Origin of the sequence: Rhizobium brockwellii, assembly GCF_000769405.2 — a bacterium.
Classification (GTDB): domain Bacteria; phylum Pseudomonadota; class Alphaproteobacteria; order Rhizobiales; family Rhizobiaceae; genus Rhizobium; species Rhizobium brockwellii.
Genome location: NZ_CP053445.1, coordinates 120,385 through 142,731, shown reverse-complemented (window position 1 = coordinate 142,731; position 22,347 = coordinate 120,385). Strand labels below are relative to the sequence as shown.

General features: G+C 59.2%; 23 protein-coding genes. 22 read left to right on the top strand and 1 reads right to left on the bottom strand.

Going from position 1 to position 22,347, the window contains the following annotated elements:
- Positions 1 to 366: 366 nt before the first annotated feature.
- Genes traI through trbI form a run of 12 tightly spaced genes read left to right on the top strand, consistent with a single transcriptional unit; the run spans position 367 to position 10,688 of the window.
- Positions 367 to 1,002 (top strand): acyl-homoserine-lactone synthase, encoded by a 636-nt coding sequence (gene traI / locus RLCC275e_RS34120; protein ID WP_033184401.1) that lies wholly within the window; start codon positions 367 to 369, stop codon positions 1,000 to 1,002.
- Entirely contained in the window at positions 999 to 1,970 is a 972-nt protein-coding gene (gene trbB / locus RLCC275e_RS34115; RefSeq protein WP_033184402.1) for a P-type conjugative transfer ATPase TrbB, read from the top strand. Before traI ends, trbB begins: the two co-directional genes overlap by 4 nt.
- Positions 1,960 to 2,364 carry a conjugal transfer pilin TrbC gene (gene trbC, locus RLCC275e_RS34110; RefSeq protein WP_033184403.1) on the top strand — a complete coding sequence of 135 codons (405 nt, stop codon included), beginning with the start codon at positions 1,960 to 1,962 and terminating at the stop codon, positions 2,362 to 2,364. The genes trbB and trbC overlap by 11 nt, the downstream gene beginning before the upstream one ends.
- Entirely contained in the window at positions 2,357 to 2,656 is a 300-nt protein-coding gene (locus tag RLCC275e_RS34105) for a conjugal transfer protein TrbD (RefSeq protein WP_033184404.1), read from the top strand. The genes trbC and RLCC275e_RS34105 overlap by 8 nt, the downstream gene beginning before the upstream one ends.
- Positions 2,657 to 2,659: 3 nt before the next feature.
- Positions 2,660 to 5,128 carry a conjugal transfer protein TrbE gene (locus RLCC275e_RS34100; protein ID WP_033184405.1) on the top strand — a complete coding sequence of 823 codons (2,469 nt, stop codon included), beginning with the start codon at positions 2,660 to 2,662 and terminating at the stop codon, positions 5,126 to 5,128.
- 13 nt (positions 5,129 to 5,141) lie between these two features.
- Entirely contained in the window at positions 5,142 to 5,909 is a 768-nt protein-coding gene (gene trbJ / locus RLCC275e_RS34095; protein ID WP_246723449.1) for a P-type conjugative transfer protein TrbJ, read from the top strand.
- A complete protein-coding gene (trbK, locus tag RLCC275e_RS34090; RefSeq protein ID WP_033184407.1) occupies positions 5,906 to 6,133 on the top strand; it encodes an entry exclusion protein TrbK in 228 nt (75 codons plus the stop codon). The genes trbJ and trbK overlap by 4 nt, the downstream gene beginning before the upstream one ends.
- Positions 6,127 to 7,314 carry a P-type conjugative transfer protein TrbL gene (trbL, locus tag RLCC275e_RS34085; protein WP_171891382.1) on the top strand — a complete coding sequence of 396 codons (1,188 nt, stop codon included), beginning with the start codon at positions 6,127 to 6,129 and terminating at the stop codon, positions 7,312 to 7,314. Before trbK ends, trbL begins: the two co-directional genes overlap by 7 nt.
- Before the next feature lie 17 nt (positions 7,315 to 7,331).
- A complete protein-coding gene (locus tag RLCC275e_RS34080; protein ID WP_033184409.1) occupies positions 7,332 to 8,009 on the top strand; it encodes a conjugal transfer protein TrbF in 678 nt (225 codons plus the stop codon).
- Positions 8,010 to 8,026: 17 nt separating this feature from the next.
- The gene (trbG, locus tag RLCC275e_RS34075; protein ID WP_033184443.1) at positions 8,027 to 8,881 is read left to right on the top strand and encodes a P-type conjugative transfer protein TrbG; all 855 of its coding nucleotides are present in this window, start codon (positions 8,027 to 8,029) and stop codon (positions 8,879 to 8,881) included.
- On the top strand, positions 8,878 to 9,354 hold the full coding sequence (gene trbH / locus RLCC275e_RS34070) for a conjugal transfer protein TrbH (protein WP_033184410.1): 477 nt from the start codon (positions 8,878 to 8,880) through the stop codon (positions 9,352 to 9,354). The genes trbG and trbH overlap by 4 nt, the downstream gene beginning before the upstream one ends.
- Positions 9,355 to 9,365: 11 nt before the next feature.
- Positions 9,366 to 10,688 carry an IncP-type conjugal transfer protein TrbI gene (gene trbI, locus RLCC275e_RS34065; RefSeq protein ID WP_033184411.1) on the top strand — a complete coding sequence of 441 codons (1,323 nt, stop codon included), beginning with the start codon at positions 9,366 to 9,368 and terminating at the stop codon, positions 10,686 to 10,688.
- Positions 10,689 to 10,815: 127 nt separating this feature from the next.
- Here the strand turns inward: trbI and RLCC275e_RS34060 are convergent, their stop codons facing one another.
- The gene (locus tag RLCC275e_RS34060; RefSeq protein ID WP_050516872.1) at positions 10,816 to 12,420 is read right to left on the bottom strand and encodes a Na/Pi cotransporter family protein; all 1,605 of its coding nucleotides are present in this window, start codon (positions 12,418 to 12,420) and stop codon (positions 10,816 to 10,818) included.
- A gap of 250 nt (positions 12,421 to 12,670) precedes the next feature.
- Between RLCC275e_RS34060 and RLCC275e_RS34055 the strand changes: the two genes are divergently transcribed.
- The 10 genes from RLCC275e_RS34055 (at position 12,671) to RLCC275e_RS34010 (ending at position 22,150) form a co-directional block, all read left to right on the top strand.
- Complete coding sequence (locus tag RLCC275e_RS34055) at positions 12,671 to 13,480, top strand: DeoR/GlpR family DNA-binding transcription regulator (RefSeq protein WP_050516873.1); 810 nt, start codon at positions 12,671 to 12,673, stop codon at positions 13,478 to 13,480.
- A 57-nt stretch (positions 13,481 to 13,537) separates the two neighbouring features.
- The gene (locus RLCC275e_RS34050) at positions 13,538 to 15,103 is read left to right on the top strand and encodes an ABC transporter substrate-binding protein (protein ID WP_033184412.1); all 1,566 of its coding nucleotides are present in this window, start codon (positions 13,538 to 13,540) and stop codon (positions 15,101 to 15,103) included.
- A gap of 59 nt (positions 15,104 to 15,162) precedes the next feature.
- Positions 15,163 to 16,110 carry an ABC transporter ATP-binding protein gene (locus RLCC275e_RS34045; protein WP_033184413.1) on the top strand — a complete coding sequence of 316 codons (948 nt, stop codon included), beginning with the start codon at positions 15,163 to 15,165 and terminating at the stop codon, positions 16,108 to 16,110.
- Positions 16,107 to 17,123, top strand: coding sequence for an oligopeptide/dipeptide ABC transporter ATP-binding protein (locus RLCC275e_RS34040; RefSeq protein WP_033184414.1), 1,017 nt, complete (start codon positions 16,107 to 16,109; stop codon positions 17,121 to 17,123). Before RLCC275e_RS34045 ends, RLCC275e_RS34040 begins: the two co-directional genes overlap by 4 nt.
- The gene (locus tag RLCC275e_RS34035; RefSeq protein ID WP_033184415.1) at positions 17,123 to 18,040 is read left to right on the top strand and encodes an ABC transporter permease; all 918 of its coding nucleotides are present in this window, start codon (positions 17,123 to 17,125) and stop codon (positions 18,038 to 18,040) included. Before RLCC275e_RS34040 ends, RLCC275e_RS34035 begins: the two co-directional genes overlap by 1 nt.
- Before the next feature lies 1 nt (position 18,041).
- Positions 18,042 to 18,908, top strand: coding sequence for an ABC transporter permease (locus RLCC275e_RS34030; RefSeq protein ID WP_033184416.1), 867 nt, complete (start codon positions 18,042 to 18,044; stop codon positions 18,906 to 18,908).
- A gap of 16 nt (positions 18,909 to 18,924) precedes the next feature.
- Positions 18,925 to 19,728: a glycerophosphodiester phosphodiesterase gene (locus tag RLCC275e_RS34025; RefSeq protein WP_033184417.1), complete on the top strand. Its 804-nt coding sequence runs from the start codon at positions 18,925 to 18,927 to the stop codon at positions 19,726 to 19,728.
- The gene (locus RLCC275e_RS34020; RefSeq protein ID WP_033184418.1) at positions 19,721 to 20,527 is read left to right on the top strand and encodes an inositol monophosphatase family protein; all 807 of its coding nucleotides are present in this window, start codon (positions 19,721 to 19,723) and stop codon (positions 20,525 to 20,527) included. The genes RLCC275e_RS34025 and RLCC275e_RS34020 overlap by 8 nt, the downstream gene beginning before the upstream one ends.
- An 80-nt stretch (positions 20,528 to 20,607) precedes the next feature.
- On the top strand, positions 20,608 to 21,135 hold the full coding sequence (locus RLCC275e_RS34015; RefSeq protein WP_033184419.1) for an NUDIX hydrolase: 528 nt from the start codon (positions 20,608 to 20,610) through the stop codon (positions 21,133 to 21,135).
- 40 nt (positions 21,136 to 21,175) lie between these two features.
- Positions 21,176 to 22,150, top strand: coding sequence for a DUF4432 family protein (locus RLCC275e_RS34010; protein ID WP_033184420.1), 975 nt, complete (start codon positions 21,176 to 21,178; stop codon positions 22,148 to 22,150).
- Positions 22,151 to 22,347 lie beyond the last annotated feature (197 nt).

The window sequence follows — 22,347 nt, the reverse complement described above, 5'->3', positions numbered from 1 at the left end:
TCAGCTATTCGCCTCTAGTCACGATAATTTTAAGGAACTGATCCAATTATCGTGACAATTGCCCGATTCCCAACTCTGGGCAAGGGATTTAAGGTTAACAGGGAGTTAACGGATATTTCCCGCTTCCATCGCCCAAGGCGAATCTGCAATCATTTACCGTGAGTTAGTCAGATTTACTCCCTTTCGCCTAGTCATCGCAAAATGCAGATTTGCACATGAAACTCCATCGCCTAGCTCACCACACGCTCACATTCTAAGAGCCGGAGCAGCGACTCGCTAGAATCACCTGAGGTGCAGATCTGCACATAGGCACACGCTCAAGGAGATGATTTCTGTCCGCATGACCTTGTTCAAGCGGAGATCATCATGCGGATATTGACCGTTGCACCCGACCAATACGAGCGCCATCGCAACGACCTGAGACAGATGCACCGTCTTCGCGCCACGGTATTCGGCGGACGTCTCGCCTGGGACGTCTCCATCACCGCGGGAGAAGAGCGCGACCAGTACGATGATTGCAAGCCGACTTATCTTCTGGCAATTGCCGACGGCGGAAAGGTCGCAGGTTGCGTTCGTCTCCTTCCAGCTTCCGGTCCCACAATGCTGGAGCAGACCTTCCCCCAGCTTCTCGATGCAAGTTCACTTCGCCCGCATTCTGGGATGGTCGAGAGTTCACGCTTCTGCGTCGATACCTCACCTGCCTCGCAGAGGGGGGCAAGCCAACTGCATCTTGCGACGCTCACCTTGTTCGCCGGTATCATCGAATGGTCGATGGCGAGCGGCTACAGCGAGATCGTCACGGCCACCGATCTCCGCTTCGAGCGCATCCTGAAGCGAGCGGGATGGCCGATGCAGCGTCTCGGTGAACCGGCCACGATTGGTAACACCATCGCTATCGCTGGAAGCCTGCCGGCCGACCTTAGCAGCTTTGAGCAGGTTTGCCCGCAGGGTTATCATTCGACCCCGCAGATCGATGGGTCATTGCTCAGGAGCGCTGCGTGACCCAGCTCCGCTCTCATCCCCGCCTCGTCCGCAAACTGCAGGACGCACTCGGCGACCAACTGTGCATCGCCCTCGATGACGCCACCGTTGTCGAGATCATGCTCAATCCGAACGGCAGGCTGTTCATCGAACGGCTGGGGCACGGCGTGGCACCGGCTGGCATAATGAGCACCGCCGCAGCCGAAGTTGTCATCGGCTGTGTTGCGCATGCCCTGCAGTCGGAGGCCGACGACGAGCGGCCGATCATCTCTGGCGAACTTCCGATTGGTCGACACCGCTTCGAGGGGCTGTTGCCGCCGGTGGTCTCCGGACCGGCATTCACCATTCGCCGTCGTGCCTCGCGTCTCATTCCACTGACAGAGTATATGAATTCGAAGGTGATGACCGAAGCCCAGGCATCGGCCATTCGAAGCGCGATCGACGCTCGGATGAACATCGTCATCTCGGGTGGCACGGGATCGGGCAAAACGACGCTCGCCAATGCCATCATCGCCGAGATCGTGGCGGGAGCCCCGGATGATCGAATGGTCATCCTCGAAGACACCGCCGAAATCCAGTGCGCGGCCGAGAACGCCGTGTCCCTACACACCAGCGATACCATCGACATGGCTCGTCTGCTGAAAAGCACGATGCGCCTGCGTCCTGATCGCATCATCGTCGGCGAGGTCCGCGACGGCGCGGCACTGACGCTGCTCAAGGCCTGGAATACCGGCCACCCCGGCGGCGTCACCACGATCCATTCCAACACGGCGATGTCAGCTTTGCGCCGGCTCGAGCAACTGACGGCGGAAGCCAGCCAGCAGCCGATGCAGGAGGTCATCGGCGAGGCCGTCGATCTCGTCGTCTCTATTGAGCGAACGGGAAAGGGGAGGCGGGTCCGTGAGGTGATCCACATCGAAGGATACCGCAACGGCCGCTACCAGACCGAACATTATGCCCAGATCGATGAGGACAGCCATGTCGCGTAAAATCTCTATTCTTCTCACCGGCGCGACGCTTGTCGCCATTTCTATCGGCTTTACCGATTCCGCACTCGCATCCTCGGGAGGCGGCGGTCTTCCATGGGAATCGCCGCTGCAACAGATCCAGCAATCGATCACGGGGCCAGTCGCCGGGTTCATCGCGCTGGCCGCCGTCGCCATTGCCGGCGCTATGCTGATCTTCGGCGGCGAGCTGAATGATTTCGCGAGACGGCTTTGCTATGTCGCGCTGGTGGGCGGGGTACTCCTCGGTGCTACCCAGATCGTTGCTCTCTTCGGCGCCACCGGTGCCTCGATCGGCGAGACCCACGCACAGGCCGAGCAATACACCCCCGAACCGAGGATGAGGCCGACCATAGCGGGGGAGGGGGCTCATGGCTGAGGCCGGATCTTCCCTGGCGCGCTCGCGTGTGCACAGAGCATTATCGCGTCCAAATCTCCTTATGGGTGCCGACCGCGAACTCGTGCTTCTGACGGCGCTGGCCGCCATCATCCTCATTTTCGTTGTCCTGACCTGGTATGCGGCACTATTCGGCATCGCGATCTGGCTGGTCGCAGTCGCGGCGCTGCGCATGATGGCCAAATCCGATCCACTGATGCGGCGGGTCTATCTCCGCCACATCTCCTACAAGACGTCGTATCGCGCGACGTCGTCGCCGTGGCGCAAGTTCTGAGAGATGGTAGCGCTCAAATCATTCCGCCATTCCGGACCGTCATTCGCCGATCTGGTACCTTATGCCGGCCTCGTCGATAATGGGGTCATCCTGCTGAAAGACGGCTCCCTGATGGCCGGCTGGTATTTCGCGGGGCCGGATAGCGAGAGCTCGACCGACGCCGAGCGCAACGAGGTGTCGCGACAGATCAACGCCATCCTGTCGCGTCTGGGTTCGGGATGGATGATCCAGGTCGAGGCTATCAGGGTGCCAACGGGCGATTATCCGACCAAGGCCGAATCCCACTTTCCCGATCCGGTCACGCGCGCCATCGACGACGAGCGACGAGTGCACTTTCAGACGGAAAGGGGTCATTTCGAGAGCCGGCACGCTCTGATTTTGACTTGGCGGCCGCCGGAACCAAGGCGCTCCGGCCTGACGCGGTATGTCTATTCGGATGCGGCGAGCCGCTCCGCGACCTATGCCGATACGATGTTGCAAAGCTTCCTCACCTCGATCCGTGAAGTCGAGCAATATCTTGCCAATGTCGTGTCGATCCGTCGGATGATGACGCGAGAGACTTCGGAGCGCGGTGGGTTCCGTGTCGCCCGATACGACGAACTTTTCCAGTTCATTCGCTTCTGCGTCACCGCAGAGAACCACCCTGTGCGCCTGCCTGATATTCCCATGTATCTTGACTGGCTGGTGACGGCCGAGTTTCAGCATGGGTTGACCCCAATGGTCGAGAACCGCTTTCTCGGCGTGGTGGCGATCGACGGCCTGCCAGGCGAGAGCTGGCCGGGCATTCTTAACACGCTCGACCGGATGCCGCTCACCTATCGCTGGTCGTCCCGCTTCGTCTTCCTCGACGCCGAGGAAGCACGGGCAAAGCTCGAACGCACCCGCAAGAAGTGGCAGCAGAAAGTACGTCCATTCTTCGACCAGCTTTTCCAAACCCAGAGCCGCTCGGTCGATCAGGACGCGATGCTGATGGTGGCTGAGACTGAAGATGCCATTGCCGAAGCCTCCTCGCAGCTCGTCGCCTATGGCTATTACACACCGGTCATCGTGATATTTGAAGAAGACCCCACCCGCCTCCAGGAAAAGTGCGAGGCTATCCGCCGCCTGATCCAGGCCGACGGTTTTGGCGCGCGCATCGAAACGTTGAACGCCACGGATGCCTTTCTGGGCAGCCTACCCGGCGTCTCCTATGCCAACATCCGCGAGCCGCTGATCAACACCCGCAATCTCGCCGATCTTATTCCGCTGAACTCCGTCTGGTCGGGCAGTCCGACCGCGCCTTGCCCCTTCTACCCGCCGGCCTCGCCGCCCTTGATGCAGGTGGCGTCCGGTTCGACGCCGTTCCGGCTGAACCTGCATGTCGACGATGTCGGGCACACACTGATCTTCGGCCCGACCGGCTCCGGCAAGTCGACGCTGCTGGCGCTGATTGCCGCGCAGTTCCGGCGTTATGCGGATGCCCAGGTGTTCGCCTTCGACAAGGGTGGATCGATGCTGCCCCTGACGCTGGGCCTCGACGGCGATCACTACCAGATCGGCGGCGATATCGGCCCTTTGGTTGGTGGCGAGGTGAAGGCGCTTGCCTTCTGCCCGCTCGCAGAACTGTCGACCGATGGTGACCGCGCCTGGGCCTCCGAGTGGATAGAGATGCTGGTGGCACTGCAAGGTGTGACCATCACCCCGGACTATCGCAACGCCATCTCCAGGCAGATCGCACTGATGGCGGAATCCCGTGGCCGCTCGCTGTCGGACTTCGTTTCCGGCGTGCAGATGCGCGAGATCAAGGACGCACTGCATCACTACTCCGTCGATGGCCCGATGGGCCAGTTGCTCGATGCCGAGCACGACGGCCTGGCGCTTGGCGCGTTCCAGTGCTTCGAGATCGAGGAACTGATGAACATGGGCGAGCGCAATCTCGTCCCCGTTCTCACCTACCTGTTTCGTCGCATCGAGAAACGCCTCACCGGTGCGCCCAGCCTGATCATCCTCGACGAGGCCTGGTTGATGCTCGGTCATCCGGTCTTCCGCGACAAAATCCGCGAATGGCTGAAGGTGCTGCGAAAGGCCAACTGCGCCGTTGTGCTCGCCACCCAGTCGATCTCGGATGCGGAGCGCTCCGGCATCATCGATGTACTGAAGGAAAGCTGCCCGACGAAAATCTGCCTGCCGAACGGCGCGGCACGGGAACCGGGCACGCGCGAGTTCTATGAGCGCATTGGCTTCAACGAACGGCAGATCGAGATCGTCGCAACCGCCATTCCAAAGCGCGAATATTACGTCGTCTCACCGGAGGGCCGGAGGCTCTTCAACATGGCGCTCGGTCCGGTCGCGCTCTCGTTTGTCGGGGCGACGGGCAAGGAAGACCTCAAGCGCATTCGAACCCTTCATTCCGAACACGGGGCCGCATGGCCTCTCCACTGGCTCCAGCAAAGAGGGATCGCCCATGCCGAGACACTTTTTTCTGCCGAATAACATCGCGCACGCCATGGCCATGGCTGCCATTATTCTCCCCGCCGTACTTCCGGCCTCAGCTGAGGCCGGCGGCGTGACGGGCCAGGCGACCGAATGGACCCAGATCGCCAACAATACCGAACTGATTTCGCTGGTCGGCAAGTCGGCCGAGCAGGTCAACAATCAGATTACCCAGATCTCGCAGCTTGCCGAGCAGATCCAGAACCAGATCAACATCTACAACAACATGCTGCAGAACACGGCTCAATTGCCGAGCCATATCTGGGGTCAGGTCGAAAATGACCTGAAGAACCTGCAGAACGTTGTCGCGCAAGGGCAGGGCGTCGCCTTCTCTATGGGCAATATCGACGACGTGCTCAAACAGCGCTTCCAGAGCTTTGCCGAGATGAAGAGCAACCTGCCTGATGCAGCAAGTTTCTCATCGACATACCAGAACTGGTCCGACACCAACCGCGATACGATCGCCGGTTCACTGAAGGCCGCAAACCTGACGGCCGACCAGTTTTCGAGCGAGGAAAGCACGATGTCGTCGCTGCGATCGATGTCGGAATCGGCCGACGGGCAGATGAAGGCGCTGCAGGTCGGGCACCAGATCGCCGCCCAGCAAGTCGCACAAATGCAAAAGCTGCGGGGCCTCGTCTCCCAGCAGATGACGATGATGGGCACCTGGTTCCAGTCTGAACAGGCGCAAAAGGATTTGGCCCAGGCGCGCCGCGAACAATTCTTCAGCGGAAGCGAGCATGACATCCGCGGCGGACAGACGATGGAGCCGCGCTGGTGAGCCCGCGTCTTGTCATCATCCTTGCTGTCGTGGGGATCATCGCGTCCGGAATCGGCGTCGTTAGGTGGATCGTCCAGCCGCCTGCGGCACACCTGCCCGGAGCGGGCGAAGCGTCACCGCACGCTGCATCAGACGCAGACCGCCGGGCTCACCGGGAAAAGTTCTTTGGTGGTGATGCCAACCGCGACATTCGCGGTGGCCAGGAGATGAAGCCGAGATGGTGATCGTTCATCCCTCCCGGCGCGTGGAGCTCGCCTTCGTTTCGATCGGCCTCATCCTAATCGCGAGCACGCCGGCTCTGGCGCAGCAGGGTCAAGTTCTGACGACCCTGGAGAACTCCGTCGTTGCCGCAGCCAAAGGCTGGGAGACGACGGTGATGGATGCGGCGCGGTCGTTGTTCTGGATCCTTGCTGGAATCGAGGTCGGCATCGCCGCTGTATGGTTGGCGATCAATGCTGCCTCGCTCGACAGCTGGTTTGCCGAGCTGGTGAAGCGCATCATGTTTATCGGATTGTTCGCCTTCATCCTCGACCGGGGGCCGGCCTTCGCCAAGGCGGTCGTTGACAGCCTCTACCAGATTGGCGCCGGCGGTGGCTCGGCCTCGCCCGCCAATATTTTTGACGCCGGCATTCGTGTCGCGACCAAGATGTCGGAACAGGCGAAGTTTGGCCTCTTCGAGGATAATGCCCTGGCGATCGCCGCCGTCTTTGCCATGGTCGTGGTCGTCGTCTGCTTCTCGCTCGTTGCCGCTATCTTCGTCTCGGTCATGGTGGAGATGTATGTCGGCCTTCTGGCGGGAATGATCATGCTGGGATTGGGCGGCACCTCCTATACCAAGGATTTTGCCATCAAATATCTGGTCTACGCCTTTTCCGTCGGCATGAAGCTTATGGCGCTGGTGATGATTGCCAAGATCGGCTCGGACATCCTGCTAGGCCTGGCCGAGGCACCGACAGCAACATCAGAGCAGTTCATCACCACGCTTGCGATCGCAGGCATCTCAGTCGTGGTCTTCGTCATCGCCATGTATGTGCCGCCAATCCTGCAGGGTGTCGTTCAGGGCGCTTCCGTTTCCGGCGGCATGGAGTCGATCCGCCACGGCGGACAGGCCGCATCTTTTGCGGCGGGTGCCGGATTTTTGGCGACGGCAGCAGCCAGCAGAGGATTTCAGGCAGCAGGAGCGGCACGGGCAGGGGGAGCATCCCTTAGCAGTGCCGCGATGCGCGGCATGGAAGCTGGCATCGGCGGTGCTGCAGGTGCCGTCGGTTCGGCCGCGAAGGAAAAGGCGGTCGGGTCACCCGGCGCCTATGCCGGATCCCTACTCGGGCTTGCCAATGCCAAACTCGACCAGCAGTCGGGTCGGACCGCATCGCCTCCACCACCGCCACTTAACGAGACCAAATAACTGGAGGCCGACCCGCCATGGCCGGACACAATCCGCTCGATAATCCCGATCTTGCCAATCCCTATATCGCCGCCCGCAACGAATGGAACGAGCGTTATGGCTCCTATGTCAGATCCGCCGCCGCATGGCGCATCGTCGGCATCGCCGGCATGACCATGGCTGTAATCGGCTTTGGCTACGCGCTGTACCAGAGCACCCAGGTCAAACTCGTTCCCTATATCGTCGAGGTCGACAAGCTCGGCACGGCCGTCAATGCCGGCTTTCCTCAACAGATCGAATATGCCGATCCGCGTGTGGTACGCGCCACTCTCGGCAGCTTCGTCTCGAATTTTCGCAGTGTGACGCCGGATGCGGTCGTGCAGAAGCAATACATCGATAGAACCTATGGGCTGCTGAGGACATCCGACCCGGCGACCGAGAAGGTCAATGCCTGGTTTCGCTCGAACTCACCGTTCGAGAAAGCGAAGAACTCGACTGTCGCGATCGAGGTCAACAATATCGTCGCGCTCTCGAACCAGAGCTACCAGTTGGACTGGACCGAATTCGAGCGCGACCGGCGCGGCAAGGAAACTGCCGTTCGTCGTTTCCGCGGCATCGCCACGGTGACACTTACCCCACCACAGGACGAGGGCGTCATCCGCCTGAACCCCATCGGTCTCTATCTCCGCGACTTCGACTGGACAGCACAGCTTTGAAAGGCATGGCCCCGAACATGATCATCCCGCGAACAAGAACACGGGCCACCCTGACGGGCGCTCTCGCCTCGGCAATGTTGGCGTCTTCAGTGGTCGCTCCCCTGCATGCATATGCTGCCGATGGCGTCACGGCCAACGAAGCGAAGGGCATGGGCATCTCCACCCAGTGGCGAGGGTCTCGCGGCTTGGTGACCAAAGGAGCCGACGGCAAGGTGATCTTCCTCTACGGCGAGGTGCAGCCCTCCGTCGTCTGCTCACCGCTACAGGTCTGCGATATCGAACTGCAAGGCGGCGAGGTGGTCCGCGACGTGCTCGTCGGCGACACGGTGCGGTGGAAGGTAGAGCCCGCGACTTCGGGTGCTGCCGGCGGTCAGGCCATCCATCTGATCGTCAAACCATCGGAGCCTGGTCTCGTAACCTCGATGGTGGTGACGACGTCCAGGCGTACCTATCACATCCAGCTCAAATCCCATCCGACCCAGTATATGGCCCGTGTCGGGTTCGAATATCCGGAGGATGTTTCGGCGAAGCTGGCCGACATCAACGCCCGGATCGAGGCGACCACCATCCCAGGCGCAGGCGTCCCCGCCGAGCAGCTGAACTTCTCCTATTCTGTTTCGGGCAGCGCCGGTTGGCGACCGACGCGGGTCTATTCTGATGGGCTCAAGACCTACATCCAGTTTCCGCGCTCGATTTCCGGCCAGGATGCGCCTGTTCTTTTCGTCACCTCAGGCGGGCAGAACCGGATCGTCAACTATCGGATGAAGGGCGACATGATGGTCGTCGATTACCATGTCGATCGCGCGGTGCTCGTGTCGGGGGTCGGTTGGAAACAGGAAAAGATCACCATCAAGCGGGGAGGGCGGCAATGAACATCCCTCTCTCCCATTCGCGCGCCTTGCAACGCCTCCGCAATTTTGCCGCAGCCTGCGCCCTAGCCGCCCTTCTTTCCGGATGCCAGTCGATAGGGACTGACAGTGTCGTGGCCAGCAGCGCGCCACCGGAAATATCCGGTCCCGCCGCCAGCGCCATCGCCGGCGATATGGTGAGCCGCCTTGCCGAACAGATCGGGCCGGGAACAGCGACCATTGCGCTCAAGACTGATACCTCGCCCTTCGGACAGGCGATGGAAGCGGCGCTGAAGGGATGGGGTTATGCCGTCGTCACCGATCAGAAGACAGATAGCGGCGCGACGGTCATCCCGCTCGCCTATGTGATCTTAGACGTCGATGGTCAGGTCCTGGTCCGTCTATCGACAAATAGCGTCGAGCTCGGCCGCGCTTATTCCGTCACGGCAAACGGCGCGACGCCAGCAAGCGCCTTGTCGCTCATGCGGCGCGGGTGAGGGAGGATCATATGGTGCAATCTCTCAATCTCGGCGGCGCGCCAAACAGCCAGGCGCCATCCACTATCCGGCGGATCAACCGCCTGCCGATCGTCGTCATTATCGTCCTGGCTGTCGCGTTTCTTGGCGTGATCTTTTACGGCCTTGCCTCCCGCGGGCTCTACTTCGGCAGGGACACCGGCCCGGAGACAAGTTCGGGCAATCCGGCTTCGACGTTCGCCGACCAGATCAAACGGGGCGTTACCGACGGTATTATCGGCGATCCGCAGGAGCAGACCACCTTCCAACCGACGCCGGTCGAGACCAAGCAGGTAGAAGAAAAGACGAACAATCCCTTCACGCCGCAGCCGGGGCAACGCGAGGTGCAGCAGCGCGGTCAGGACCTCGAAGCGGAAGCGGTCTGGCGGGCTCGTCTTCAGCGAGAACAACAGGAACAGCTTCTCCGTGAGCAGCAGCGCCACCGGATGGCCCGCCTGCAGGCGAACAACGCTGCCTATGATGCGCCGCTTGCCATCGATCGCGGCAAATTGGACGGGCGTGCTGAAACGCATGATGCGACCGCAGACACGGCGGCAAGAGCCGCAACGACTTCAGCGAACACGGCAAGTGGTCCCGATCTCTATGCGGCCGCGTTGCGCGCCGGGCTCGGTGGTCAAAACGTTGATCCCAATGCCCAAGGCGCCAAGGAGGATTTCTTCAATGCCGACCTGAAAGAGCTTGGCTACTTGCCGAACCGTGTCGTGCCCCAACAATCACCCTTCGAGCTAAAGCGCGGTTCGGTCATTCCGGCAACACTGATCACTGGCGTCAATTCAGATCTGCCGGGGCGGATCACCGCCCAGGTGAGCCAGAACGTCTATGACAGCGCGACAGGGCATCGTCTGCTCATTCCGCAAGGAACGAAGCTGTTCGGCCGCTATGACAGCAAGGTGTCCTTCGGACAGAAACGCGTTCTCGTCGTGTGGACCGACATCATTTTCCCGAACGGCTCGACACTGCAGATCGGCGGCATGTCGGGGACAGATGCGCAAGGATATGGTGGTTTCAGCGACAAGGTGAACAATCATTATTTGAAGACCTTCGGCTCGGCCGTGCTGATTGCCCTGATCGGAACAGGTATCGACATGGCCGTTCCGGAGAGTTCGACGCTCGCGACCCAGGACACGGCCTCGGATGCGACGCGGCGGAATTTCGCAGAGACGTTTGGGCGGGTTGCTGATCGTACCATCCAACGGAATATGGATGTTCAGCCAACCCTCGAAATTCGCCCGGGCTACAAGTTCAATGTCCTTGTCGATCAAGACATTGTTTTCCCGGGAGCCTTCAAAGGCTGACCATCGGCTGGAACAGTCGTCAAAGGATGGCTCGATCTTGCGCGTTCGTGCCCGATCAGGACATCCAGCCCTGGAGAGCTTAATCTGCCGAAACCCTGACGATGAGGCGGCTTTCACCGAGAAGCCCCTACTCATCCATGATCGGGTGGGCGACCGACACAATGTGGGCGTTGATGCGCTTGAGATCCCGAAGAATGTCGAGATGAAGTGAGCTCGTCTGAAGGCTATCTGCGCGACCGTTCCTCAGCCGCTCCAGGTGTCGCTCGGAAGATTGTTTTTCCATGTTTCGAACTTCAACCTTCCTCTCCATCAATTGCTGGGCGAGGTTGAAGTCACGCGTGATCAGGATCGTTTGCGAAATTCGCAAGTTGTCGATCGTCAGCTTGAACAACTGCTGTAGCTCGGCGAAACCATCGTCGGAAAACTTCAGTCCTTGGGAAACCTTCTTTCGCACTGCCGGCAAAAGACCTTTCTCGATGATGTCACCAATGTGCTCGAGATTAATGGCATAATCGATGATGACGATCGATTTGCGCCCTTCGTCCTCTGAAAGGCCTGTCCGTCCGAGCTTCGACAGATAGACCTTGATCTCCTGCTGCAAGCGATCGACCTGAGCTTCCAGGGCAGGGATCTCGCGAAGCCCGGTTTCGTTGTTGTGATCGAAGGCGTCAGATGCTTTCAGCAGCATTTTCTCGATCAGGTCACCGACACCGAGTACCTCCCTTGCGGCGCTGGCAAGTGCCACGACTGGCGTCGAGAGTTCTACGGGATCAAGATATTTTGGCGCGTCTCCAGTTTGCATCTGCTCGGGTATCAAGATCGTCATCCAACGTGCCAATAGCCTTGAAAACGGCCAGGCAATCAGCGCGAGGGAGAGGTTGAAGGCGAGGTGCACATCGACTGGCAGCTTTGTCGCGGCGAGGGGAAGCATCGCAAGTAGATCAGCCGCCAATTGTGCACCCGGGAGGGCGATCAGACAACCAGCGGCACGTACGATCTGATTCCCAAGTGTCACACGTCGTGCCGCACCGGAACCTGACAAAGACGCAATCACCGGTGGGACGGCGCCTCCGAGATTGGCACCAAGTACCAGTGCGACGACAAGACCGCCGGAAAGCATTCCGGTCGACGATAGTGACAAAATCAGGATTACCGCCGCGAGGCTTGACGATGACAGTATGGCGATCACAGCCGAAAAACACATTGCTATCGGCCAAGCGTTGTCGAGCAGGCCGATGAAGGCAGCAAGCGCAGGCGAATGACGGAGGGGCTCGGTCGCACTGCTCAAGAGATGCAGCGAAAGCAACATGAGGGCAATTCCGATTAAAGCGGTGCCAGCGCCCTGTCGTGACGTGGAATTACTTCTGTAAAAGATGATGCCGACGAACAGCAGAACTGGCGAAATCCATTCGATTCCTGTCGCCACGATCCAGGCCGTTACGGCTGTTCCTACGTTGGCGCCAAGAAGCACCACCTGGGCCATCCTTGGTTTGATCAGCTCGCGCTCGACGAAGGAGGAAACCATCAGCGCGGTTGCAGTCGAACTTTGCAACGCGACTGTCGCGACAAAACCCGACACGAATGACCGAAGGCTTCCCTTGGTGCCGCTTGCCAGTCCCGTACGCAGCTTCGCGCCCAGCGCACGGATTGCTCCATCCTTGACCAGCGCAAGGCCGAAGAGAAGCAACGCCACCGCTCCGAGCAAATTTATCATGACCACAGTGGAATTCAATTTTGAGCTCCGTTCGAGTTCGAGTTGTCCGGCGTGTCGGCTGAGCAAGACGGGATCGATTGCCGTCTGCGACTTTGGAGCTCTAGGAGCAGCGGTCATTATGATCGATATCGCTCACTCATTCAAGAGTTCTCAGTTTTTCCGCTCTTGGCCATCCTACTCAGACAGTGATTTATCTTCGATAATGCTGCAAAGCAGCATCTTTTGTCATCAATCTGTCATTTGACAAAGATAGATAACGATCATACGAATGATCGAATTAGATCACTATTCGAAGAGAGACACCGTGTTAACAGCCGCCCAGGACCGCCAAGCCAAAATCGCAGACCTGCTGCGCGAGGAGCAGTTTGTCGCGATCAATACGCTGACTGAACGTTTCCAAATCTCGCTCGCAACAGCCCGGCGCGATCTTGGCGACCTCGAGCAGGCCGGCGTACTTCGCCGGACGCATGGTGGTGCCGTTAGCGTCAATCAGGTCGGCCAGGACCCAACGCATGCTGCGCGCGCGATTTCGCGTCAAGCAGAGAAGGCAGCCATTGCTGCCGTCGCCGCAGGGATGATCGCCGACGGTGACGCAGTCTTTCTCGATGCCGGGACGACCGCACTTGAGGTCGCCAAGATCCTGTCGGCTCGCAAGGGTCTGACGCTGATCTCCAACGGTCTTGATATTGTAGCCGAGCTCTCCCGGGGCGAAGGCAACACCATTTATTCCGTCGGTGGTGAGTTCACCGATACGAACCGCTCCTATCGCGGACCGCATGCGGAAAGCTTCATTCGCCAGTTCAACGCCGACAAGCTGATCCTCAATGCCAGCTCGATCGATCTCGATCGCGGCCAGATCTGCACATCGACACCGATGAACGCCAGCGTTCAGAAAGCCATGATCGAAGTCTCGAGCCGTGTGATCGTGGTCGCCGACCACTCGAAGTTCACGAAATCCAGCTTGTCGGTCACAGCAAAAATCGAGGACGTCGGTGTGATTATCACCGACGTCGGCACCAGGACCATCATCGACACGGTGCCAGAAAAATTGCGGAGGAAGTTCGTGATCGCGAACTAGGGCTCGATGTCCCCGCCAATCCGTCAATAGAAACTTGTTAAGTCCGGGAGAGGACCGATGGTAAAAACTGATCGCAGAAATTTCCTTATTGGCGCAAGCGTTGCCGCGCTCGCATCGACCACCAGCCTGAAATTCGCCTTTGCAGCAGATCGCCGCGCGTTGCGGATCGGCGTCAACGGCCTGCCGAGTTCGCTTGAGCCGATCAACGGTATCAGCAACACTGGTCCCCGCATTATCAACCAGATCTTCGACACCCTTATCCGTCGCGACTATTTCGCTGACGGCGCAAAGGGAAATGGCATCAAGCTGGTGCCGGCACTCGCCGAAAGCTTTGAACGCATCGATGACAAGTCGGTACGCTTCAAGCTGCGCCAGGGCGTTAAATTCCACAACGGCGCTGAAATGACGGCCGAGGACGTAGCCTTTACCTTCTCTTCCGAGCGTCTTTGGGGCGATGAGGCGATCAAGACTGTCCCGAACGGCCGTAATTTTTCGCCGAACTGGGATGAACCGGTTGTCGAGGACAAGTACACGGTTGTGCTGCGGACCAAGACGCCGTCCTATCTCATCGAAAAGTATCTCGGTTCCTGGCTCGGCCCCATCGTTCCGAAGGAATATTACAAGAGCCTCGGCGCCGTCGCCTTTGGTAACAAGCCCATTGGTACCGGTCCGTACAAGTTCCAGGAGCTGGTCGCCAACGATCACGTCACGCTGGAAGCCAATGACGCCTATTGGGGTGAAAAACCCACGGCCTCCAAAATCACGTATCAGGTCGTCGCTGAACCGGCGACACGCGTCGCCGGTCTCATCAGCGGCGAATACGATATCATCACCACTTTGACGCCGGACGACATGGCGCTGGTTGACGGATACTCGGACCTCGAAACGCGGGGCACGCTGATCGAGAACGTCCATATGTTCACCTTCAACATGAACCAGCCGATCTTCCAGAACAAGGCGTTGCGCCGGGCCCTTGGCCTCGCGGTTAATCGTCCCCTGATGGTCGAAGCACTCTGGAAGAAAACCGCGTCCATTCCGAACGGGTTCAACTTCCCTCACTATGGGGCAAGCTTCGATCCGAACCGCAAGGCTATGGAATACAACATCGAAGAAGCCAAGCGCCTGGTCAAGGAAAGCGGCTACGACGGCACGCCGATCACCTATCACACGATGGGTAACTACTACGCGAACGCCGTACCGGCGCTGATGATGATGATCGAGATGTGGAAAGCGGTCGGCATCAATGTCGAGCCAAAAATCTACGCTCCGGGAACCACGCCGAAGGATCCCGACATCTTCATCCGCAATTGGTCGAATGGCCAGTGGCTGACAGACGGTCTCACCACACTGGTATCCGAGTTCGGCCCCGGCCGCGGCATCCAGAAGCGCTGGGGCTGGAAAGCACCTGCCGAGTTCAACGAACTTTGCGACAAGGTGGCCCAGTTGAAGGATGGCGAGGAGCGCTCGGCCGCTTTCAATCGCCTGCGCGATATCTTCGAGGACGAGGCTCCTGCCGTGCTCCTGTATCAGCCGTATGACGTCTATGCCGCGCGCAAGGACGTCCAGTGGAGCCCGGTCTCGTTCGAGACCATGGAATTCCGCAAAAACCTGAACTTCAAATAACCACGAACCGACAAAATTGGCGGTGCGCATCCGTGCGCACCGCCCCCTGGGAGGGAAGAATGTCTACCTTGTTGAATGTTCGTAATCTCGTGGTCGAGGTTCCGGCACAAAAGATCAAAATCATCGATGACGTGAGCTTTTCGCTGGAGGCCGGGCAGACGCTTGGGCTTGTCGGAGAATCCGGCTGTGGCAAGAGCATCACCTGTTTTGCCGTTGGTAACATGCTTCCGCGCGGGATCGCCCAGACGGCTGGCTCTATCGAATTCGGAGTGGATCCGGCGGTCGTGGGCAAGGCCGGCAAACCGACCATCGCGATGATTTTCCAGGACCCGACAAGCAGCCTGAACCCCGTCCATACGATCGGTTATTACCTTGAATCGGCGCTCTACCGCCATCAGGGCCTAAGGGGCAGTGACGCCCGAATGGAGGCCATGCGCCTTCTTGAGCGGGTAGGCATCGACCGCGCCAAGAGCAGGCTGCGCTCGTACCCGCATCAGTTCTCCGGCGGCATGAACCAGCGCGTGATGATTGCTCATGCCCTTGCGGCCAAACCCCAGCTTTTGATTGCAGACGAACCAACGACAGCGCTGGACGTAACGATGCAGGCGCAGATCCTCCATCTGCTCGAAGAGTTGAAAGCTGAAACCGGTATGGCCCTGATCATCGTTTCGCATGATCTGGGTGTCATCGCGCGATTGGCCGACCGGGCAGCCGTGATGTACTGCGGCAAAATTGTAGAGACAGCGCCCGTCGCCGAATTGCTGGACAGGCCTGCCCACCCCTATGCGCGCGCGCTTATCGACTGCATGCCGAGCATCGACGCTGCCGATCTCGAGCCGCCGGTTCCGATCCCCGGTTCCGTCCCGCTTCTCGATAGCCTGCCTGAAGGCTGTTATTTCCATCCGCGCTGTTCGCGCGCGAGCGGTGAATGCACCGCTCGCTTCCCGGCCCCTGCAAAGATCGGCCTCGCCCATGAAGCCGCTTGCTACCATCCGGTGGCCGCATGACGACGAACCTCCTCCACACGCGCAATCTGTCCAAGGCGTTCAAGCACAAAACTGGTTTCTTCGCCAAGCCTACCAGCCAATTCGCATGCAACGCGATTGAACTGGAGCTGGCACCACGCGAGCGGTTGGGGGTTGTCGGCGAGTCCGGTAGCGGCAAGTCCACGCTCGGTCGACTTCTCCTCGGATTGACGCCGCCCACCAGTGGCGACATCTGGTTTGAAGGCGTGAACCACAAGGAGCGAAGCCCGCAGGACTGGAAGCAGTTTCGCATCAGAACCTCGCTCGTGCAGCAAAACCCTTTGTCCGCATTGAACCCGCAGATGACGGTCGGTCAGCAGGTTGCCGAGGGCCTCCTGGTGCATCATGTCACCAATCGCGCCGGCGCCTATGAACGAGCCGCAGCCATGCTTGAGCGTGTTGGCCTGTCGAGTGCGATGATGAGCCGCTATCCCCACCAGATGTCGGGCGGCCAGAGACAGCGCGTGGTTATCGCTCGTGCTCTGATCCTTGATCCGAAGCTCGTCGTCTTCGACGAGGCTGTCTCTGCGCTGGACGTTTCGGTGCAGGCGCAGGTCGTAGCATTGCTACGCGAGCTCTGGCAGGAACTAGATCTCGGCTATGTCTTCATCACCCATGATCTCCGTATCGTTCGTCATCTTGTTGATCGTATCGCGGTCATGTATCTCGGCCGCGTTGTCGAGACTGGAGATATAAAGTCGGTCTACCAATGGCCACGCCATCCCTATACGCGCGCGCTTCTGGCTTCCGTTCCGACAATGGACCCGACGGTTCGTAATATAGAACCGCCGATCAAGGGTGAGCTAGATGCTTCGAAGGTGGCGCAAGGATGTGCATTCCGTTCGCGCTGTCCATTCGCAATCGAGAGATGCGCAACCGAGATACCGGACCTTCGGCCAGTTGGCGGCCAGCTAGTCGCATGTCACCGGGCTGAGGAGTTCCCGCAATCGATTGCGTTATCGCCTCAGACTGCGCTGCAGAAGGAGATTGCGTAATGGGTTCTTTCATAACAGCTCGCATCATCCGCGCACTCATCGTCCTTATCTCCACCGTGACAGTCGTCTTTGTCGTGCTTCGTCTGAGCGGCGACCCTGCACAGCAGATGCTCCCAGATACAGCGAGTCCCGAAGCGCTGGAGGCTTTTCATGCGAAGTGGGGATTGGATCGAACAATCTTCGAGCAATATGTGATCTATGTCGGGAATGCGCTGCGGGGCGACTTTGGCACGTCCTTCGCGGATGGCCGCGAAGTCTTCGAGATTGTCAGAGAGCGAATTCCAAAGACACTGCTTCTGACGGTATCCGCCTTCTTTATCAGCATAATGATTGGCATCCCGGCCGGTATCATCGCTGCTGTGCGCCGTGAGTCCCCTGTCGACAAGGGTGTTATGGCAGGAGCGGTGCTCGGCTACAGTATCCCAAACTTTCTGCTTGGCTTGATATTCGTCTTTCTGTTCGCCGTCTGGCTGCGTGTGCTTCCAAGTTCCGGCAGTTCTTCCTGGAAACATATGATCCTTCCGGTGGCAACGTTCGCCCTCTTCAATGCGGCTGGCATTGCCCGGTTCATGCGTTCGACGCTGATTGACGTGTTGGGCCAGCCCTACATCGCTGCCGCGCGTGCCGACGGGATCCCGAACTGGGAGATCATTGTCCGGCACGCACTGCCGAACGCCGCGATCCCAATGGTGACCACGCTTGGTTTTACCGCCGGTGGGCTGCTGGGCGGTGCTGTGCTCATCGAACCGGTCTTTGCGTGGCCAGGCCTTGGTAGCGGTTTTGTCGCCGCCACCAGCAGCGGCGACCTCTCGGTGGTCCAGGCGATGATCCTCCTGTTTACCGCCTTCATGGTGACCATCAATCTGACCGTCGACGTCCTCTACGCGGTTCTCAACCCCAAGATCAGGAAGCAGTGACATGACGACAGCGACATCATCGCGTTCGTACACGAGCGCCATTTGGGCCCCTTTCCACCGCATGCCAATCAGCATCGGCGCATGCTGCACATGGATCGCAATCGTTATCGCTATCGGTGTTTCGGCGCGATGGGTGGCGCCCTTTGACTACCTCCATCAAGACCCTCTGGCCCGCTTTGCCAAACCGTTCCTGTCCGCCGCCCATTTTCTCGGGACCGATTACCTTGGCCGGGACGTGGTCAGCAATCTTCTGGTGGCAACCCAGACGACCCTGATGATCGCCATCATCGGATCGATCATCTGTGCTTTGGTCGGGACCAGCCTTGGTCTGCTCGCCGCCCACTTCGGTGGCTGGGTGGATAACGCCATCATGGGGTTTTCCGACGCCATGGCGTCTATTCCCTTTATCATCGTCGCACTCGGCGTATTGGCTATCTTCGGATCCAGCCCGCTCCTGTTCGTTTTCCTGGTCGGGTTTGCAAACTGGGAGCGCTATGCCCGACTGACACGCGGCCTGGTTTTGAGCGCCAAGGAAGAGGGCTACGCGGAGGCCGCCCGGATCGTCGGCGTTCCGCCTATGCGTATCTACCTGAGGCACATGCTCCCGAATATCGCCGGGCCTCTCATCGTGCAGTTCACAGTGAACTTCCCGGAAATCATCCTGCTCGAAAGCGGTCTGAGCTTCCTCGGCCTTGGCATTCAACCACCGGCGACGAGCCTGGGCCTGATGGTGGCAGACGGTCGCAACTATCTGGCCATCGCATGGTGGCTGGCTGCGTTCCCCGGCGTCGTGATCGTGCTTACAACCCTGTCCATCAGCCTGCTCGGCGACTACCTGCGCGACCGTCTCGACGCGCGCCTCCGTTAAACGAAAGGAAAAGCAAATGAACCCCCTGAGAATGACACCGAAGACGATGCGTGTCGCCGGCCACCGCGGCCACAGCGAAGGGGCGCCGGAAAACACGTACGCCGCATTCCGCAAGGCCCGCGAATATGCCGGACCCGGCGTGACATGCGAAACCGATCTGCGCATCACCAGCGACGGCGAGCTCGTCCTGATCCACGATGAGGCCGTGGATCGCACGACCGACGGCCATGGCCTTGTCCGTAACATGACCTATGCCGAAATCGAGACCTTGAGTGCCGGTCTCTGGTTTGGTGAGGAGTTCGCGGAGGAACGGGTGCCGCGCCTTAGGGACGCACTCAAATTTGCTCGTGAGTATGGCATCATCTATCAGCTCGAGCTCAAGACGTATGGCCATGACGACGTCTTCTTTCCCAAGCTGAGAGCGATGATTGACGAACTGGTCTGCGCGGATCTGCTGCAGTTTTCGTCATTCGACTTCGTGCAGCTGCGCGCGTTGAAGAAGGCGATCCCGGACGTTCCAACGGTCGGTCTTTCTCATTCCCGTTTGATCGATCCGGCCGCGATTGCCCTGGAGGCGAACGTCGACGCGATCAACCTGGAGATCCACCATTTCCCAAGCGGCGAGGCACGCCAGCTGCACGAGGGCGGCATCGCAACCTTCCTGCACGTGCCACCTCCCAGCAAACTGAAGAACCTCAAGACCTATGGCGTCGATATCGAGGCCGATGTGGTTGAATGGATCCGCGATGGTCAGCTCGACCAGCTGATCAGCAACGATGTCTCCCAGGTCGTCCGGCTCAAGGACATGGCCAATGCATGATTTGAATACGCCAGCCTCGGTCGAGACAATCATCGAAGGAATCGCTCGGGAGGCCGGTGAGCTTGCACTTGATCATTTTCGATCGCTGGCAAGTCTGCCCGTCGAAAAGAAGGGGCATCTCGATCTTGTGACGGAAGCCGACAGGCAGGTCGAAGATTTGTTGATCGCGCGTCTCAAACAGGCCTTTCCGGACGACGGTATCTACGGAGAGGAGCGCGGCGAGCTCGCTGGGACGTCTGGTCGGATCTGGGTCATCGACCCGATTGACGGAACCTTCAATTTCGTTCGAGGCGGCGACAACTGGGCGATCTCGATCGGTCTCTTTGAGAACCGCCGCCCGACCTTCGGGGTGATCTACGCACCTGTTCGCGACCAGATGCTTGTCGGTGGCAAATCGGTTCCCACACAGCTCAACGGAAAGGCGTTGTTACCGCTGCGTCCGCTCGACATGTCGCAGGCGGCCATGAGCTTTGGTATCCACCCGACAGTGGCAACCAAAGATCGCCTCGAACTGATGCGGTTCATTTCGGATGAGCTGCGCATAAGCTTCCGGTTCTGCGGATCGGCGACGCTATCGTTTATCTCGGTCGCACTGGGTGAAACAGACGGTTACCTCTCTCTTGGCGACTCGACATGGGATGTCATGGCGGCTCTGCCGATCCTGGCCAACCTTGGCGTCTCGCACACCATCGACTGGGACCACACCGACCTGTCGCAGAAGCTGCGGTTTGCATGTGGCAGCGATGAATTCGTCAGCCGGCTTCAGCCGCTCCTGCAAAACGTGGCAGCGGCCGCGTGATTGTTGGCAAATGACTGGGATCCGGTGCCGCGCACGGTCGCGGCACCCCGAAGCCACAGCTTTAAAGGGTTGATCACGCCATGGCCGGTGAGCTTTCAAGGCGAACATCGCTGTCTCAGCTCGCACGCGTCACCGACACGCTTTTTCATGGCAACGTCCGGACGCAGTATGCGGCGATTTGCTATCGTCACAATAACGGCGACGGATCGATCGAAGTTCTTCTGATCACGAGCAGGGATAGCGGGCGCTGGGTCATTCCGAAGGGCTGGCCAATGCGGAAGAAGAAGCCCCACGAGATTGCGCGTCAGGAAGCATGGGAAGAGGCAGGCGTGCGCGGGCGCGTGCGGAAAAAGGCATGGGGCCACTACACCTATATGAAGAAGCTCGATGACGGTGAACTCGTGCCCGCCGTTGTCCAGGTTCACTTGCTCGATGTGGCGCAGATGGAAGACGACTTCCCGGAGCGCCATCAGCGCAGACTGGCATGGTTCAGGCCAAGCATCGCTGCTTCGGCTGTGGAGGAGCCAGAACTGAGCGGTCTCATCACCAAACTCGAACTATTCGATTCAGACAAGGGTCGTTTGCGCCGAGTGCCTGAAACATCGTGATGATCACATTCCACGCCGACAATTTTACAAGGAGCATGAAATGGACATCGAGCTATTGAAGCGCAGCGCTGACCTGCGTTCGCTCGCGGACATACGCCTTGTCACGTTGGAAGATGGCCTGGGGCGCGGTCAGCGTATCTTGGTCGCCCGAAACGCAGCAGGCGTTGCGTTTGAAGTCGCTGTCGATCGCGGGTTCGACATTTCCAGCCTGTCTTTCAAAGGGACGAATATCGGCTGGCACTCACCGGCGCAGATGGCATTTCCGACGCATGACCCGGGATCTGAGGACGGGTGGGGCTTTCTCCGCAACTTCGACGGTTTCCTGGTTACATGCGGGCTGGACCATTACAGCAAGCCCTCCGAACTCGATGTCAGCCACTATAACCATCCCCACCTGAAGACGTGGAAAATGCCTCTCCATGGCCGGATTGCAACCGAGAAGGCGCGCCTCGTCAGCTATGGCGTAGATATCGAGACCCTCGAAATTTCTTGTGAGGGGATAGTCAGGCAAGCAAGTGTTTTCGGGGAAACGCTGGAACTGCGGCGCAAAGTCACCTTGCCGATCTTTGGTTCGGAGCTGACGATCCAGGACACGGTTACAAACCGTGGGTTCAGGCCGACTGACCACGCGATCATGTACCACACGAATTTCGGCTATCCCTTCCTCGACGACACGCTCACGATCGGCGGTTTGCCAGATGAATTCTCTTCCGAAATCAACTCATCTGCACCCAGGCCAGGTGACGAATATGGCGAGAAAGTCGATGTAGTGGACAATCGCGTCACACCACATCAGGTCCCTATTCTGCTTCGCAATCCGAAGTGCGGGATCGAAATTGCCATGACCTATGGTCAAGCGGCGCTTCCTAAGCTGGCCATATGGCGGGCATATCAGTCAGGTGTTTTTGCGCTAGGAGTGGAGCCGAGAACGGATCTGCGGCCCGCCAACGGCACGATGCTGCAGCCGAGCGAGGGCCGTTCTTATGTTCTCATGTTTGGGTTCTCGTCACTTTAAGCGGACAGTGCCGCCAAAAGGCGACAACACCAGTCGCGTGACCTGAGACCACTGGGTAGAGCTGACGGCACCGACTGTGTCGCGCATCGGATCATGTACGTGCGCCCGGCTGAGCCGGCTGCAGGATGACGGTTACCAAGGCGCGTTCAAGGTCCCCTGATTACGCTGCGCCCATGTCTATCTACCGTGCGGTGAGC

Bases quoted from the DNA above. Each gene is read 5' to 3' on its own strand.
- RLCC275e_RS34015 (WP_033184419.1), top strand. From the start codon at position 20,608: ATGGCCGGTGAGCTTTCAAGGCGAACATCGCTGTCTCAGCTCGCACGC.
- RLCC275e_RS34045 (WP_033184413.1), top strand. From the start codon at position 15,163: ATGTCTACCTTGTTGAATGTTCGTAATCTCGTGGTCGAGGTTCCGGCA.
- RLCC275e_RS34055 (WP_050516873.1), top strand. From the start codon at position 12,671: ATGATCGAATTAGATCACTATTCGAAGAGAGACACCGTGTTAACAGCC.
- trbL (WP_171891382.1), top strand. From the start codon at position 6,127: ATGGTGATCGTTCATCCCTCCCGGCGCGTGGAGCTCGCCTTCGTTTCG.
- RLCC275e_RS34050 (WP_033184412.1), top strand. From the start codon at position 13,538: ATGGTAAAAACTGATCGCAGAAATTTCCTTATTGGCGCAAGCGTTGCC.
- RLCC275e_RS34010 (WP_033184420.1), top strand. From the start codon at position 21,176: ATGGACATCGAGCTATTGAAGCGCAGCGCTGACCTGCGTTCGCTCGCG.
- RLCC275e_RS34080 (WP_033184409.1), top strand. From the start codon at position 7,332: ATGGCCGGACACAATCCGCTCGATAATCCCGATCTTGCCAATCCCTAT.
- RLCC275e_RS34040 (WP_033184414.1), top strand. From the start codon at position 16,107: ATGACGACGAACCTCCTCCACACGCGCAATCTGTCCAAGGCGTTCAAG.
- trbG (WP_033184443.1), top strand. From the start codon at position 8,027: ATGATCATCCCGCGAACAAGAACACGGGCCACCCTGACGGGCGCTCTC.
- trbC (WP_033184403.1), top strand. From the start codon at position 1,960: ATGTCGCGTAAAATCTCTATTCTTCTCACCGGCGCGACGCTTGTCGCC.
- trbI (WP_033184411.1), top strand. From the start codon at position 9,366: ATGGTGCAATCTCTCAATCTCGGCGGCGCGCCAAACAGCCAGGCGCCA.
- trbH (WP_033184410.1), top strand. From the start codon at position 8,878: ATGAACATCCCTCTCTCCCATTCGCGCGCCTTGCAACGCCTCCGCAAT.
- RLCC275e_RS34030 (WP_033184416.1), top strand. From the start codon at position 18,042: ATGACGACAGCGACATCATCGCGTTCGTACACGAGCGCCATTTGGGCC.
- RLCC275e_RS34100 (WP_033184405.1), top strand. From the start codon at position 2,660: ATGGTAGCGCTCAAATCATTCCGCCATTCCGGACCGTCATTCGCCGAT.
- traI (WP_033184401.1), top strand. From the start codon at position 367: ATGCGGATATTGACCGTTGCACCCGACCAATACGAGCGCCATCGCAAC.
- RLCC275e_RS34105 (WP_033184404.1), top strand. From the start codon at position 2,357: ATGGCTGAGGCCGGATCTTCCCTGGCGCGCTCGCGTGTGCACAGAGCA.
- RLCC275e_RS34035 (WP_033184415.1), top strand. From the start codon at position 17,123: ATGGGTTCTTTCATAACAGCTCGCATCATCCGCGCACTCATCGTCCTT.
- trbJ (WP_246723449.1), top strand. From the start codon at position 5,142: ATGGCCATGGCTGCCATTATTCTCCCCGCCGTACTTCCGGCCTCAGCT.
- RLCC275e_RS34020 (WP_033184418.1), top strand. From the start codon at position 19,721: ATGCATGATTTGAATACGCCAGCCTCGGTCGAGACAATCATCGAAGGA.
- RLCC275e_RS34025 (WP_033184417.1), top strand. From the start codon at position 18,925: ATGAACCCCCTGAGAATGACACCGAAGACGATGCGTGTCGCCGGCCAC.